The 13,571-nt window shown below is 69.4% G+C and carries 15 protein-coding genes and 1 pseudogene; 11 read left to right on the top strand and 5 right to left on the bottom strand.

The window, feature by feature from the left end:
• The 3 genes and pseudogenes from F6Q13_RS11120 to F6Q13_RS11110 form a co-directional block, all read left to right on the top strand.
• A pseudogene (locus F6Q13_RS11120) lies at positions 1-226 on the top strand (hypothetical protein); the annotation flags it as partial.
• The gene (locus F6Q13_RS11115; RefSeq protein WP_293056286.1) at positions 226-747 is read left to right on the top strand and encodes an adenine phosphoribosyltransferase; all 522 of its coding nucleotides are present in this window, start codon (positions 226-228) and stop codon (positions 745-747) included. The pseudogene F6Q13_RS11120 and the gene F6Q13_RS11115, both read left to right, overlap by 1 nt.
• A 79-nt stretch (positions 748-826) precedes the next feature.
• Entirely contained in the window at positions 827-3,157 is a 2,331-nt protein-coding gene (locus F6Q13_RS11110; RefSeq protein WP_293056284.1) for a bifunctional (p)ppGpp synthetase/guanosine-3',5'-bis(diphosphate) 3'-pyrophosphohydrolase, read from the top strand.
• On the opposite strand, the gene F6Q13_RS11105 is transcribed toward F6Q13_RS11110, so the two are convergent.
• Positions 3,154-3,429: a hypothetical protein gene (locus tag F6Q13_RS11105; RefSeq protein WP_293056276.1), complete on the bottom strand. Its 276-nt coding sequence runs from the start codon at positions 3,427-3,429 to the stop codon at positions 3,154-3,156. The genes F6Q13_RS11110 and F6Q13_RS11105 overlap by 4 nt on opposite strands.
• 147 nt (positions 3,430-3,576) lie before the next feature.
• On the opposite strand from F6Q13_RS11105, the gene F6Q13_RS11100 reads away from it, so the two are divergent.
• Entirely contained in the window at positions 3,577-3,864 is a 288-nt protein-coding gene (locus tag F6Q13_RS11100; RefSeq protein ID WP_293056273.1) for a hypothetical protein, read from the top strand.
• Between the two features lie 21 nt (positions 3,865-3,885).
• Here F6Q13_RS11100 and F6Q13_RS11095 read toward each other — a convergent pair whose 3' ends face one another.
• Positions 3,886-4,773 (bottom strand): peptidylprolyl isomerase, encoded by an 888-nt coding sequence (locus F6Q13_RS11095; protein ID WP_293056271.1) that lies wholly within the window; start codon positions 4,771-4,773, stop codon positions 3,886-3,888.
• Between the two features lie 135 nt (positions 4,774-4,908).
• Here F6Q13_RS11095 and F6Q13_RS11090 point away from each other — a divergent pair, with 135 nt between their 5' ends.
• The 3 genes from F6Q13_RS11090 (at position 4,909) to F6Q13_RS11080 (ending at position 7,288) form a co-directional block, all read left to right on the top strand.
• The gene (locus tag F6Q13_RS11090) at positions 4,909-5,574 is read left to right on the top strand and encodes an MBL fold metallo-hydrolase (RefSeq protein ID WP_293056268.1); all 666 of its coding nucleotides are present in this window, start codon (positions 4,909-4,911) and stop codon (positions 5,572-5,574) included.
• The gene (gene hisS, locus F6Q13_RS11085; RefSeq protein ID WP_293056266.1) at positions 5,571-6,839 is read left to right on the top strand and encodes a histidine--tRNA ligase; all 1,269 of its coding nucleotides are present in this window, start codon (positions 5,571-5,573) and stop codon (positions 6,837-6,839) included. The genes F6Q13_RS11090 and hisS overlap by 4 nt, the downstream gene beginning before the upstream one ends.
• 86 nt (positions 6,840-6,925) lie before the next feature.
• The gene (locus F6Q13_RS11080; protein WP_293056264.1) at positions 6,926-7,288 is read left to right on the top strand and encodes a hypothetical protein; all 363 of its coding nucleotides are present in this window, start codon (positions 6,926-6,928) and stop codon (positions 7,286-7,288) included.
• Here F6Q13_RS11080 and F6Q13_RS11075 read toward each other — a convergent pair.
• Positions 7,266-8,834 (bottom strand): fibronectin type III domain-containing protein, encoded by a 1,569-nt coding sequence (locus F6Q13_RS11075; protein ID WP_293056262.1) that lies wholly within the window; start codon positions 8,832-8,834, stop codon positions 7,266-7,268. The two genes, F6Q13_RS11080 and F6Q13_RS11075, sit on opposite strands and share 23 nt — an antisense overlap.
• A 506-nt stretch (positions 8,835-9,340) precedes the next feature.
• Between F6Q13_RS11075 and F6Q13_RS11070 the strand changes: the two genes are divergently transcribed.
• Genes F6Q13_RS11070 through F6Q13_RS11055 form a run of 4 tightly spaced genes read left to right on the top strand, consistent with a single transcriptional unit; the run spans position 9,341 to position 11,494 of the window.
• Positions 9,341-9,640, top strand: a complete 300-nt coding sequence (locus F6Q13_RS11070) for a PE family protein (RefSeq protein WP_293056260.1) — start codon at positions 9,341-9,343, stop codon at positions 9,638-9,640.
• Positions 9,641-9,654: 14 nt separating this feature from the next.
• A complete protein-coding gene (locus F6Q13_RS11065; protein WP_293056258.1) occupies positions 9,655-10,848 on the top strand; it encodes a PPE family protein in 1,194 nt (397 codons plus the stop codon).
• A 55-nt stretch (positions 10,849-10,903) separates the two neighbouring features.
• Complete coding sequence (locus tag F6Q13_RS11060; RefSeq protein ID WP_293056256.1) at positions 10,904-11,200, top strand: WXG100 family type VII secretion target; 297 nt, start codon at positions 10,904-10,906, stop codon at positions 11,198-11,200.
• Positions 11,201-11,209: 9 nt separating this feature from the next.
• Positions 11,210-11,494 carry a WXG100 family type VII secretion target gene (locus tag F6Q13_RS11055; RefSeq protein ID WP_293053238.1) on the top strand — a complete coding sequence of 95 codons (285 nt, stop codon included), beginning with the start codon at positions 11,210-11,212 and terminating at the stop codon, positions 11,492-11,494.
• Positions 11,495-11,558: 64 nt separating this feature from the next.
• On the opposite strand, the gene F6Q13_RS11050 is transcribed toward F6Q13_RS11055, so the two are convergent.
• Both F6Q13_RS11050 and F6Q13_RS11045 read right to left on the bottom strand, forming a co-directional pair.
• On the bottom strand, positions 11,559-12,584 hold the full coding sequence (locus F6Q13_RS11050; RefSeq protein WP_293056252.1) for a hypothetical protein: 1,026 nt from the start codon (positions 12,582-12,584) through the stop codon (positions 11,559-11,561).
• 97 nt (positions 12,585-12,681) lie between these two features.
• Entirely contained in the window at positions 12,682-13,557 is an 876-nt protein-coding gene (locus F6Q13_RS11045) for a neutral zinc metallopeptidase (RefSeq protein ID WP_293056249.1), read from the bottom strand.
• Positions 13,558-13,571 lie beyond the last annotated feature (14 nt).

Below are 13,571 nucleotides of genomic sequence, written 5' to 3'. Positions count from 1 at the left end.
CCAGGTCGACGGGATCATCGGCGCGCAGGCGGTGTCGGCCGACCCGGCCGAACTGGTCCGCCTGCTCGCCGACGCGGCGCCGGTGCTGTGGGCCGACATGCCCACCCTGCCGCTGTACCGCCAGCAGCGCACCCTGGTGGCGGCCAAGAAGATGTACGCCGTCGTCAACAACCCGACCCGCTGGGGTGCGGGCTGGAACATGGACCGCTGGAGGCTGACGCGGTGATGCCCGTCGAGGCGCTCATCGCGTCGCTGACCCGGGAAGTGGCGGACTTCCCGGCGGCGGGAATCCAGTTCAAAGACCTCACGCCGTTGTTCGCCGACCGTCGCGGGCTGGCGGCGGTCACCGACGCGCTGGCCGCGGCCGCCGCCGGCGCCGACCTGATCGCCGGCATCGACGCCCGCGGATTCCTGGTGGGCGCGGCGGTCGCGACCCGGCTGGGCACCGGGATGCTGGCCATCCGCAAGGGCGGCAAGCTGCCGCCGCCGGTGCGCGCCGAGCGCTACCGCCTCGAGTACGGCAGCGCCACCCTGGAGATCCCGGCCGAGGGTATCGAGCTGGCGGGCCGGCGCGTCGTCGTCGTCGACGACGTGCTGGCCACCGGCGGCACCCTGGCGGCCGCGCGGCGGCTGCTCGAAGACTGCGGCGCCCGGGTGGTGGCCGCCGCGGTGGTGCTGGAGCTGACCGCGCTGGGCGGGCGTGCGCTGGTGGCGCCGGTGCCGGTGCACAGCTTGCGGCGCGGGTAAACCCCGCGACGGGCGATATCCGGGCGATATCCTAGGGGCGGAGGTGGAACACGTGGCCGACGAGCAGCGCACCGCGAGCCTGGACACCCCGGTCGCGCCGCCGGTCCCCGACGCGCTGGCCAGCGAGTCGCGGGTAGGCCTCAAGGCGTCCAGCAGCGCGTCGCGGCGGGTTCGCGCCCGGCTGGCCCGGCGGATGACCGCACCGCGCGGCGGGCTCAACCCGGTGTTAGAGCCGCTGGTGGCGGTGCACCGCGAGATCTACCCCAAGGCCGACCTGGCGCTGCTGCAACGGGCCTACGAGGTCGCCGAGCGCCACCACGCCGACCAGCTGCGGCAGTCCGGGGATCCCTACATCACCCACCCGCTGGCCGTCGCCACCATCCTCGCCGAGCTGGGCATGGACACCACCACCCTGGTGGCCGCGCTGCTGCACGACACCGTCGAGGACACCGGATACACGCTGGCGGCGCTGTCGGCCGAGTTCGGGGAGGAGGTCGGCCACCTCGTCGACGGGGTGACCAAGCTGGACCGGGTGGTGTTGGGCAGCGCCGCCGAAGGTGAGACGATCCGCAAGATGATCACCGCGATGGCCCGCGATCCGCGGGTGCTGGTGATCAAAGTGGCCGACCGGCTGCACAACATGCGCACGATGCGTTTCCTGCCGCCGGAGAAGCAGGCCCGCAAGGCCCGCGAGACTCTGGAAGTTATCGCGCCGCTGGCGCATCGGCTCGGCATGGCCTCGGTGAAGTGGGAGCTGGAGGATTTGGCGTTCGCGATCCTGCACCCCAAGAAGTACGAGGAGATCGTCCGGCTGGTGGCCGGCCGGGCCCCCTCGCGCGACATCTACCTGGCCAAGGTGCGCGCCGAGATCGTCGCCACCCTGACCGCGTCGAAGATCAACGCGGTGGTCGAGGGACGCCCCAAACACTACTGGTCGATCTACCAGAAGATGATCGTCAAGGGCCGCGACTTCGACGACATCCACGACCTGGTCGGCATCCGTATTCTGTGCGACGAGATCCGCGACTGCTACGCCGCTGTGGGCGTTGTGCATTCGCTGTGGCAGCCGATGGCGGGGCGGTTCAAGGACTACATCGCCCAACCCCGCTACGGGGTGTACCAGTCGCTGCACACCACGGTGGTGGGACCGGAGGGCAAGCCGCTGGAGGTGCAGATCCGCACCCGCGACATGCACCGCACCGCCGAATACGGCATCGCCGCGCACTGGCGTTACAAAGAAGCCAAGGGCCGCAACGGTGTTCCGCATCCGCAAGCCGCCGCCGAGATCGACGACATGGCGTGGATGCGACAACTGCTCGACTGGCAGCGGGAGGCCGCCGACCCCGGCGAATTCTTGGAGTCGTTGCGTTACGACCTTGCGCTGAAAGAGATTTTCGTGTTCACGCCCAAGGGTGACGTGATCACGCTGCCCAGCGGGTCGACGCCGGTGGACTTCGCCTACGCCGTGCACACCGAAGTCGGCCACCGCTGCATCGGAGCCCGGGTCAACGGCCGGTTGGTAGCGCTGGAGCGCAAACTGGAAAACGGGGAAGTCGTCGAGGTTTTCACGTCCAAGGCGCCCAATGCCGGACCGTCGCGGGACTGGCAGCAGTTCGTGGTGTCCCCGCGGGCCAAGACCAAGATCCGGCAGTGGTTCGCCAAAGAGCGGCGCGAGGAAGCGCTGGAGGCCGGCAAAGCGGCGATGGCCCGCGAGGTGCGCCGCGGCGGACTTCCGTTACAGCGCCTGGTCAACGGCGGGTCGATGGCGGCGGTGGCCAACGAGCTGCACTACGCCGACGTGTCGGCGCTCTACACCGCGATCGGTGAGGGACACGTGTCGGCGCGCACCGTCGTGCAGCGGCTGCTGACCCAGCTCGGCGGCATCGACCAGGCCGAGGAGGACCTCGCCGAGCGGTCCACGCCGGCGACGATGCCGCAGCGCAAGCGCCGCGCCGACGACACCGGGATTGCGGTGCCCGGCGCCCCCGGCGTGCTGACCAAGCTGGCCAAGTGCTGCACGCCGGTCCCCGGCGACACGATCATGGGGTTCGTCACGCGCGGCGGCGGCGTCAGCGTGCACCGCACCGACTGCACCAATGCCGCCTCGCTGCAGCAGCATTCCGAACGCATCATCGACGTCCACTGGGCACCGTCGCCGTCGTCGGTGTTCCTGGTGGCGATTCAGGTCGAAGCGCTCGACCGGCACCGGCTGCTCTCCGATATCACCCGCGCGCTGGCCGACGAGAAGGTGAACATCCTCTCGGCGTCGGTGAACACCTCCAACGACCGGGTGGCCATCAGCCGGTTCACCTTCGAAATGGGCGATCCCAAGCATCTGGGTCACCTGCTCGACGTGGTTCGCAACGTCGACGGCGTCTACGACGTCTACCGGGTCACTTCGGCCGCTTAGCCCTCTTGGCGCAGCTCCTGACGATGGCAGAGTGCCCCGAACCGCCCCGCCGGCTGGCATACCGTCCGCGTTCCCGGAACCGTCGTCCGCAGGCCCGGCTGGCTCGCCAACGAGTCGTCGTCCCCCGGCGCCGGACACGGGTTCGCCGCGTCGACCAGACAGGGCGCAGCCTCCGCACGGGCTTGTCCGGGCAGCTCGGCCAGCCCGCCGGCGCCGACGAGAACCAGCGCGCCGACGCCGGCGATCACTGCCTGCCGCAGTAGTGTGCGCATGCTCTCTCCCTCGTTACGGCTCGTTACTGGCTTGTTACTACCATGTAAACCGACCATACTCCACAAAAGTGGACTTTCGGTAGCGTTACGAGAAATTTACGTGCACGGCCTCGGCACGCCGACCATCAGTCGCTACTGTCATTCACCATGGACGACCGTGAGAAAGACCCGGCGGTGGTGCTGCCCTACCTGGTGGGCAGGCCCCTGGCCGCCACCGAGGTCTACGAGGCGTTCGGCTACCGCAAGTCGACCTACTACAAGGCCGTCCGCGAGGGCAGGCTGATCAGCGCCGACAACCTGATCAGGGCGGCCAGGTACTTCGGGTTGAATCCGATCGACCTGCAGGTCCGCTTCGGGTTGATCGAGCCCGAGGCGGTCACCGAATACGTGGAGTCCACCTCCGGCGGGCGCAGCCTGAGCAGGTCGGCCAGCTAAGGCCGGCCGCCCGGCGCCGGCTCAGTCCAGGCGCACCGAGGTGATCGTGACCTTGGCCGCGGGCGGGCCGTCCTCACCGCCGCCGGCGACGCCCTGCCTGGCGATCTTGTCCAGGGTGGCCAGGCCGTCCTCCTGGATCTTGCCGAACACCGTGTACTCCGGCGGCAGCTGGGAGTCCCGATACACCAGGAAGAACTGGCTGCCGTTGGTGTTCGGCCCGGCGTTGGCCATGGCCAGCGTGCCGCGCGGGTACAAGACCGGCTGGTGCAGCGCGGAATCGTTCGGCGGGTACTGGTCGGTGGGGTATTCGTTGGCGAACTGGTAGCCCGGCCCGCCGGTGCCGTCACCGGAGGGATCCCCGCACTGCAACACCCCCAGCGTCGGCGAGGTGGTCAGCCGGTGGCATCCGGTGTCGTCGAAGAATTTCTGCTGGGCCAGGCTGACGAAGCTGTTGACCGTGCAGGGCGATTCGTTGTTGGCCAGCAGCAGCCCCACGGGCCCCTGATTGGTCATCATGCTGACGCTGACCGTCGCCGGATCGGTGGGCACCTTGCCGCTGCGCGGCGGTTTCACCGGCTTGCGGGCCGGTTGCGGCGACGGCGGGTACTGGCAGTTGGCACCCACGGCGGGCGACGGCTTGAACGGGGGCAGTGGCGGCACCCCGGCCGGCGCGCCGGAAGCCGGCGCGCCGGGGGCCGTCGTGCCGGCCGGTGCCGACTTCGGCGCGCTGTGGTGCCGGTGACTGCGGTACCAGACGACCCCCGGCACCGCGACGACGGCGACCACCGCGACGACCGCCCCGGCGACGATCGCCAGGATCCGCCGGCGACGGGCCTGCTCGGCTCGGCGTTGCAGCCGTCGTTGCAGTTTGCGCTTGGCCGCCGCACGTCGCTGTTCATTGGTCGCCACCGCCGCTATCCTTTCCTCTCCGGTGCCTCTCCGGTGCCTCTCCGGTGCCTCTCCGGTGCCCTGGTCAGCACAGAGTGTGCCAGAACCGGGACGCCACGACCGTCGCCGGAGGCCGGAAGTGGAAAACTGGGGACCGTGTTGGTCTCCGCCTTTCCCGCCGGCTTGTTGCAGTGCAATTGTTACGTGCTGGCCCCGCGGCCCGGGGCGGACGCGATCATCGTCGACCCGGGCCAGGCGGCGATGGGCCCGCTGCGGCGCATTCTCGACGAGAATCGGCTGACCCCGGCGGCGGTGCTGCTCACCCACGGGCACATCGACCACATCTGGTCGGCCCAGAAGGTCTCCGACACCTTCGGCTGCCCCGCCTACATCCACCCCGAGGACCGGTTCATGCTGACCGACCCGATCAAGGGCTTCGGCCCGCGCATCGGCCAGCTGCTGGCCCGCGCGATGTTCCGCGAGCCCCGCCGCGTCGTCGAACTGGACCGCGACGCCGCCCTGCTCGACCTGGCCGACATCCCCGTCACCGTCGACCACACCCCCGGCCACACCCGCGGGTCGGTGGTGTTCCGGGTCCCCGGCGACGCCGCGGAGGTGGTGCTGACCGGGGACACGTTGTTCGCGGGCTCGGTCGGCCGCACCGACCTGTTCGGCGGCAGCGGCCGCGACCTGCTCACGTCGATCGTCGGCAAGCTCCTGGTGCTCGACGACGCGACGGTGGTGTTGCCCGGGCACGGCCCGCGGACCACGATCGGCGCCGAGCGCCGCAGCAACCCGTTCCTGGCAGGGCTGAGCGCGTGAGCGAGTACCCGGCGTTTTCCGGGCCCAAGGGGATCCCCGACTACGTGCCGCCGGAGTCGGCGCGGTTCGTCGCGGTGCGCGACGGCCTGCTGGCCGTGATCCGCCGGGCCGGCTACCGCGACATCGAGCTGCCGATCTTCGAAGACACCGCGCTGTTCGCCCGCGGGGTCGGCGAGTCCACCGACGTGGTCTCCAAGGAGATGTACACCTTCGCCGACCGCGGTGAACGCTCGGTGACGCTGCGGCCGGAAGGCACCGCGCCGGTGGTGCGCGCGGTGATCGAGCACGGGCTGGACCGCGGCGCGCTGCCGGTCAAGCTGTGCTACGCGGGACCGTTCTTCCGGTACGAGCGGCCGCAGGCCGGGCGCTACCGCCAGTTGCAGCAGGTCGGGGTCGAGGCGATCGGGGTCGACGATCCCGCGCTCGACGCCGAGGTGATCGCGGTGGCCGACGCCGGATTCCGCTCGCTGGGGCTGACGGGCTACCGGCTGGAAATCACCTCGCTGGGCGACGACACCTGCCGCTGGAAGTACCGGGAATTGTTGCAGGACTTTCTTTTCCGGCTCGACCTCGACGAGCCCACCCGTCGGCGCGCCGAGATCAACCCGCTGCGGGTGCTCGACGACAAGCGCCCGGAGATCCAGGCCGCGACAGCCGGCGCGCCGGTGCTGCTCGACCATCTCTCCGATGCCGCCAAGCAGCATTTCGAGACCGTGCTGGCGCACCTGGACGCGCTGGGCGTGTCGTATGTGATCAACCCGCGGATGGTGCGCGGGCTGGACTACTACACCAAGACCACCTTCGAGTTCGTCCATCCGGGCTTGGGTGCACAGTCCGGGATCGGCGGCGGCGGACGCTACGACGGGTTGATGCGCCAGCTCGGCGGGGCCGACCTGTCCGGCATCGGTTTCGGTCTGGGCGTGGACCGCACGATGCTGGCGCTGGCGGCCGAGGGCGAGAGCATGGGAGTCCCGGCACGGTGCGACGTGTTCGGGGTGCCGCTGGGGGAGCAGGCCAAGCTGCGGCTGGCAGTGCTGGCCGGACAGCTGCGCGCTGCCGGGGTTCGGGTGGACCTGGCCTACGGCGACCGCGGCCTCAAGGGCGCGATGCGGGCGGCCGACCGGGCCGGCGCGCGGTTCGCGCTGGTCGCCGGCGACCGCGACATCGCGGCGGGGACCGTCGGGGTGAAAGACCTGGCGACCGGCGCGCAGGTCGACGTGGCGGCGGAATCCGTGGTCGCCGAGGTGCTTTCCCGCCTGTCCTGAGCCCGGCCGTACCGAGGCGCACACCGGTCTGCCCGCCTTTGAGCGACAACTCCGGCGTTGTCGTACCGCCATGTCACGGTTGGACCATGACCACCTTCCGGCGCCTGCGCGGAATCGAACTGCGCTACGTTGTGACGATCCATCTGTTCGACCACGGTCGCGCGACCATCGCCGAGATTGCTGCCGCGCTCGCCGCGCAGGGTTTCGACGTCGGCGGGCGGGCGTCGAAATCGATCTCGGACGCGTTGCGGTGGGAGGTGAGACGCGCGAGAGTCCGTCGATTCGGGCGCGGCCGCTACGGCCCCGGCTGGATGCCGCGAAGCACCGAGTACCGGATCCACCAGCGGGTGCTGGCATTGCGCGCGCAGGCGCGTGAGTTGTCGCTCGTAGGCGGGCACACCGACACACCCCGAGCCGACGGCGGCATCAGCGCGGCTTGGTCAGGGTGAACGTGTCGACCACGCTGATCGCCCCGTAGGGCCCATTGTGGGCGTCGAGGGCGCTGAGGGCATAGTGCGTCGCGGTGATCGAGGTGGTGCCGCCGGGAGAGCCGGGGTCGACCTGAAACGCCGCGAACCCGTAGGGGTGATCGCGGTCGCGGAACGCCGACCACGGCGCGTCCTCGATCACGTAGCGCGGCGCCTTGCGGCCCAGGGCCGGATCGAATCCGCCGACCCCGGTCAGCACCCGGCATCGCGGCTGGGGGAAGAACATCGTGTTCGACGGGATCGACGTGCCGCCGCCGCCGATCACGACGTGCACGGTGCCCCTGCGGGAATCGACCACATCGCCGCGGGTGTCCACCGGTATCGGCGTTCGCGTCGCGTTGTCGAGCGCGCCGCGCACCGGATGCGCGCGCTCGTAGTGGTGCTCATGGCCGCACAGCACCAGGTCGACCTGGTAGCGGTCGAACAACGGAAGCCATTGCTCGCGGATGCCGAGATCGGCGCCGTTGGTGTGATCGGCAGTCGAAAACGCGGTCTGGTGCATGCACACGACCACCCAGTCCACCCCGGGGTCGCGGTGCGCGTCGGCGAGTTCGTTTTCCAGCCACCGCTGCTGCGCTCCGCCGGAGTATCCGTGCACGTAGAAGTTGCCGCCGTCCTGATAGCACACGTCGTCGCCGGACAGGCTGATCACCCGTACCGGCCCGGCGGTGAACGAATACCACAGCCCGCGCAGCTCGGGGTCGGCTCCCGAATCGGGCAGCGCGAAATAGGTCTGGTAGGCCGCGAACCCGACGGGCCCGTTGCCCGATTCGTTCTCGTGGTTGCCCGGAGCCGGCATCCACGGCCGGTAGCGGGCCGAGCGGCTGTTGTTGTCGAACCAGTCCGACCAGGTGCGCACCCGGTCGCGGGCCAGGTTCGCGTAGCACAGGTCGCCGTTGACCAGGTGGAACAACGGACCGACGCGCTCGATCGCGGCGACGATGTCGCCGGCCGCCGGTGAGCCGAGGCTGTCGCTGAGATACCTGCCGTCGACCAGCCGGTTCAGTGTGGGCGTGGCCTGGTCTCCGAAGCTGGTGAAGCACAGTGGCTTTCGGCCCGACGGTGCCGTGCGCACCGTGCCGAGCTCCGGACTGGTGCCGTCGTGCACCGCCGCGTACACGTAGTCGGTGTCGGGCTCGAGGTTGTCCAGCACAGCGTGGTTGACGCGCACTTCGACGCCCGACGTGGCGTCGCGGTACACCCTGGTCTGCGCGGGCACGGTGCGACCGAAACCCGACGTCGGCTGGCCCAGCAACACCCGGGGGTTGGCCACCGCGTCGGTGGTGTGCCAGGACACCACCACCTGGGTGGCGGCGTCCTTGCCGAACTGCAGGTGCAGTCCACTGACCGGCGGGGCGCCGCGGCGATCCGGCCGGGCCCACAGATCGGGGCCGGGCGACCGCGTCAGCGCGGTACCCAGACCGGCGCCCACGCCGACCCCCAGGATCGCGGCGGCGCCCGTCCGCAGCAACGTGCGCCGGCCGATGCCGTGCGGAGGTGTGCTCATGACCTGCTTCCTACCCGAGCCGGCCGCGGATTTCACGGGCTCGGCTGCCCGACGGGGAGCGTGTTATGTTGGCAGCGTTGCTCGGCGACACGTGAGCCCGGGGGCTGGGCCGACTCGCCACAGAGCCGAAGGGGGTTGACCGACGACTATGATTGCGCCCGCGCGTTTTGCGTCACGCACTTTTAGCGTGACCGCCGATCGGGCTCGCGCGCCATTTCGGGGGACGGCCGTCGCGGCCATAAATTCACAGCCAAATCTTAGGTCGCCTCGACTCAGGCCGTTGATGAAACAACCGCGCTCGACCTGCGCAAATACCGGCAACCGGGATGAAACGCCCGCGAAATGTGAATCTGTTGAAACTGTCGCTGAAGCGGGCGCGCCCGCATAGTATTTGAGCGACAGGTTTTGGCGCCTACTCTCCGGCGAGTTAACAGAACCGGGGGGTTAACAAAGCTTCGACCGCGGGCTTTGATGATACGAACGATGACACGAAGGAGGAGGGCTTGATGTCCTGGGTGACGAGCGAACCGGAAATGCTCACGGCGGCATCCGGTGATTTAGCGGGGGTCGGGGCGGCGATGGCCGCCCAGAACAAAGTCGCCGCCGGGCCGACCACCGCGGTCGCGCCGCCGGCCGCTGACGTGGTGTCGAATCTGGTGGCCGCGCAGTTCGCCGTGCAAGCGCAGAAGTACCAGGCGCTGGCCGCGATGGCCGAGCAGATCCACACCCAGGTGGTCAACAACCTGCAGGGCAGTGCGGGGTGTTACTCGGCCGCCGAAGCCGCCAACGCGCTCACCGCCCGCTAAGGAGCCCCTCCTCGATGATTTTCAGTTTCCTTCCGCCAGAGGTCAACTCCACCCTGATGTACACCGGACCGGGATCGGGGCCGCTGGCGGCCGCGGCGGCGGGCTGGCAGGGGCTGGCCAACGACCTGCAGACGACGGCGACCTCCTTCAAGACGATCGTCACGAACCTGGCCAGCGGCTCCTGGACGGGACCGTCGTCGCAACTGATGGTGGCGGCGGTCGAACCCTATGTGGCGTGGCTGACCGAGACCTCGGCGCAGGCCGCCCAAACCGCGGCGCAGGCCGTCGCGGCGGTCAACGCCTACGAGGCGGCCTACTCGGCGACGGTGCCGCCGGCGCTGGTCTTCACCAACCGGGCCCAGCTGCTGACGTTGATCGCGACCAACTTCTTCGGCCAGAACACCCCGGCGATCGCGGCCAACGAGGCGCAGTACGCCGAGATGTGGGTGCAGGACGCCACCGCGATGAACACCTACGCGGTCGCGTCGACGCAGACGACGGCGCTGCCCCAGATGGCCGCCCCGGCGGCGGCCACCAACGGCAGCGCCCAGGTCGTCCAGTCGGCTGCGGCGGCACATTCGGCCTCCGTCACCGGCTCGGTGATCTCGGGGATAACGTCGGTTCTCGACCCCCTGCTGACCGACGTGGGGCTGGGCGCCTACACCGGCGACGTCACCTCGGCGATCACCGGCGCACTGAGCGGTTCGGGCCTGTCCAGCGCCAGCATCGAGCCGATCTACCTGACGATGATGGGCGCCTACTACGGGTCGATGATGGCCAGCATGCCGGCCCGGATGTTCATGAGCATGGGCAGCACAGCCGCGCGTGGCGCCGCCGGCGTCGCCGGCATGGGCGGCGAGACGCTGCTGAACAGCGTCGCCTCGCTGGTCGACGGCAAGATGCAGGCCATCGTGGGCAGCGTGGCCAGCCAGCTGCAGAACTGGGGGTCCTCGGTGAGCGCGCAGCTCGGCCGTGCCACCGCACTGGGCGGGCTCTCGGTGCCGCACGCGTGGTCGGAAGCGGCGACCGGCGCCATCACCCGGGCGGCACCGGTACTGCCGAACACCAGCGTGCCCGCGCCCGCGGCGTCGGCGATGCCCGGGGGTCCGTTCGGCCACGCGCTGCTGGGCGCGATGAGCGGGCGCGGTCTGGCCAGCCTGGCCGCCAAGGCACCCAAGGTGGTACCCAAGTCACCGGCCGCCGGGTAATCCGAGGCAACATCCAGCACCCGTCAATGCCATCACGGTAAGGAGCACAGGAAAAATGACCACTCGTTTTATGACCGACCCGAACGCCATGCGCGACATGGCGGGCCGGTTCGACATGCACGCCCAGACCGTCGAGGACGAAGCCCGCAAGATGTGGGCGTCCTCGGTCAACATCGCCGGGGCCGGCTGGAGCGGCACCGCGCAGTCGACCTCCTACGACACGATGGGCCAGATGAACCAGGCGTTCCGCAACATTGTCAACATGCTGCACGGGGTGCGCGACGGGCTGATCCGCGACGCGGCCAACTACGAAGCCCAAGAACAAGCTTCGCAGCAGATCCTGAGCAGCTAGGAGAAGACCATGTCGATCAACTACCAGTTCGCCGACGTCGACGCGCACGGTGCGACGATCCGCGCCCAGGCTGCGGCGTTGGAGGCCGAGCACCAGGCCATCATTCGTGACGTGTTGGCCGCCGGTGACTTCTGGGGTGGTGCGGGCTCGGCCGCCTGCCAGGAGTTCATCACCGCGTTGGGTCGCAATTTCCAGGTGATCTACGAACAGGCCAACGCCCACGGCCAGAAGGTGCAGACCGCCGGCAACAACATGGCGTCCACCGACAGCGCCGTCGGCTCCAGCTGGGCCTGAAGCGCTCACCCACGAAACCGGGGCACGCCGCGGCGTGCCCCGGTTGCGTGGATGCGGGGACGATTTACGCCGTGCCGGCCGCCGAACAGGCGCCCAGGATCAACGTCGACAAGAAGTTGGAGGCGTTGGCCAGATGGTTGTCGGCCGGGGCGTAGGTGGGCAGCGCGACGACGAACGCGCGCCGATATTCCGACGCCAGATTGGCCAGATCCTGCCAGGTCGCGTTGCCGCTTTGCCGGCCAAGCTGTTCCATCTTGCCGGCGTAGGCGTTCATCACCGGGGCGACGGCGTAGTTGACGGCTTTTTGGTCCTTGTTCCAGTAGATGGCCGGGATGTTCGGGTCGATCTCGAGCCAGGCGGCGGTGTTCTTGCCGAACTGCTCCAGCGCCGACTGCCATTCCGGGCACACCGGATTCGGGCCGGTCAAAAACGGCCGGGGGTTGGTGGGATTGCCCACTGCAGGGATGTGAGCGGGCGCCGGAGCCGGCGGGACGAGCGGGCCCCGCGCCGCAGCCGCGCCGTCGGCGATGGCGGCGCAGATCGCTCCGAGCGCGGACGAGGCGCTGTTGGCGGTGCCGGCCAAGTTGTTGTCGGCCGGGACGTACTTGGGGATACGCTCGGCATAGGCGCGCGCGTAGACGATGAACTGCTCGTAGAGTTCCCGCATCACCCGGTGCGGGGTCAACTTCACCAATCCGGTGGTCTGCGCAGCGGCGGAGCGCATCGACTGGCCGGCGGCCATGAACTGAGCGCGCTGCTTCTGGTCCCACTGGGAGGCCGGGACCGACCGATCGCGGTCGTTCCAGATACCTTCGCCGTTACTGGACAGCGCGTTGTTGATCGCGGTCCACGCCGCGCAGCTGGGATCCTCGGTGATCACGGTGACCGGCCCGGTGTCAGCGGCGCTGGCCACCCCGGCCGCCATGTCCAGGCCCGAGCCGGAGGTGTGCTTGGACCCGGACGGGTTGTCGGATCCGCCGAAGAGCATGAACGCGGCGAGCGCGGTGGCCAGCACCGCCAGGAACGTCACCGCGCCCAGCGCCCACTTGAAGGTCTTGTTGGTTTTCGGCGCGTCGCCATCATCGGTCACGGGGGCCAGCTTAAGGCACAGTCCGGGCCCGACTTCGGGATTGAGTCTGGGCCAGGCCATATCTCAGCCTGTGCTCAGCATTTATGCTGCGCCGGGCTTAACCCAGATCCGCGGCACCGAACGTGTCACACTGGTCGGGATCACCGGTCTGGTAGCCGACGGTGAACCAGTGTTGCCGCTGCTCGGACGACCCGTGGGTCCACGACTCGGGGTTGGTGCGCCCGGTCGCACGCCGCTGGATCCGGTCGTCGCCCACCGCCGCCGCCGCCGAAAGGGCGTCGGCGATGTCCTTGTCGCTCAACGGTTTCAGGAACGGAACCCCGGTGCTTTCCTGTTTGGTGATCGACGCGTAGTGCGCCCAGACTCCCGCATAACAGTCGGCCTGCAGCTCGGTCCGCACGCCGTTGCCGCCGGCACCGCGCGCGCCGTGCTGGGCGCGGCCCAGTATCCCCAACAAATTCTGCACATGGTGGCCGTACTCGTGAGCCACCACGTACTCCTGCGCCAATGGTCCACCGCTGGAACCGAATTGGGCCACGAGCACCTGGAAGAACCCGGTGTCGAAATAGGCGGTCTTGTCCACCGGACAGTAGAACGGTCCGACGTCGCTGGTGGCCGGCCCGCAACCGGTGTCGACCCGGCCGCTGAACAGCACCGTGCGCGGGCGGGTGTAGCCGCGCATCAGCTGCTTCCAGACCGCGTCCACGGAGTTGCCGGTGGCCACCACCCGGCACTGCACGTACTTGTTGGCGTCGGCGCCGGTGCGGCAGGTGTTCAAGTCGAAACCGGGTGCGACGTCGTCGCGGGTGTTCACCGGCTGCTGGCTCGTCACGCCGCCGGGATCGACACCCATGAGCATGGCGACCACCACGATCAGCAGCCCGCCCAGGCCGCCGCCGATCGCGATCTGCCGGCCGGCACCCGATGACGACGTCGTGCTGGTGTCGATCTGCATGCCCTCGTTGAAGGTCATGGGGTCAGCTTCCC

Origin of the sequence: Mycobacterium sp., assembly GCF_008709575.1 — a bacterium.
Lineage (GTDB): Bacteria > Actinomycetota > Actinomycetes > Mycobacteriales > Mycobacteriaceae > Mycobacterium.
Note: the sequence above shows the minus strand (reverse complement) of the source record. Positions and strands in the feature narration are given on the sequence as shown.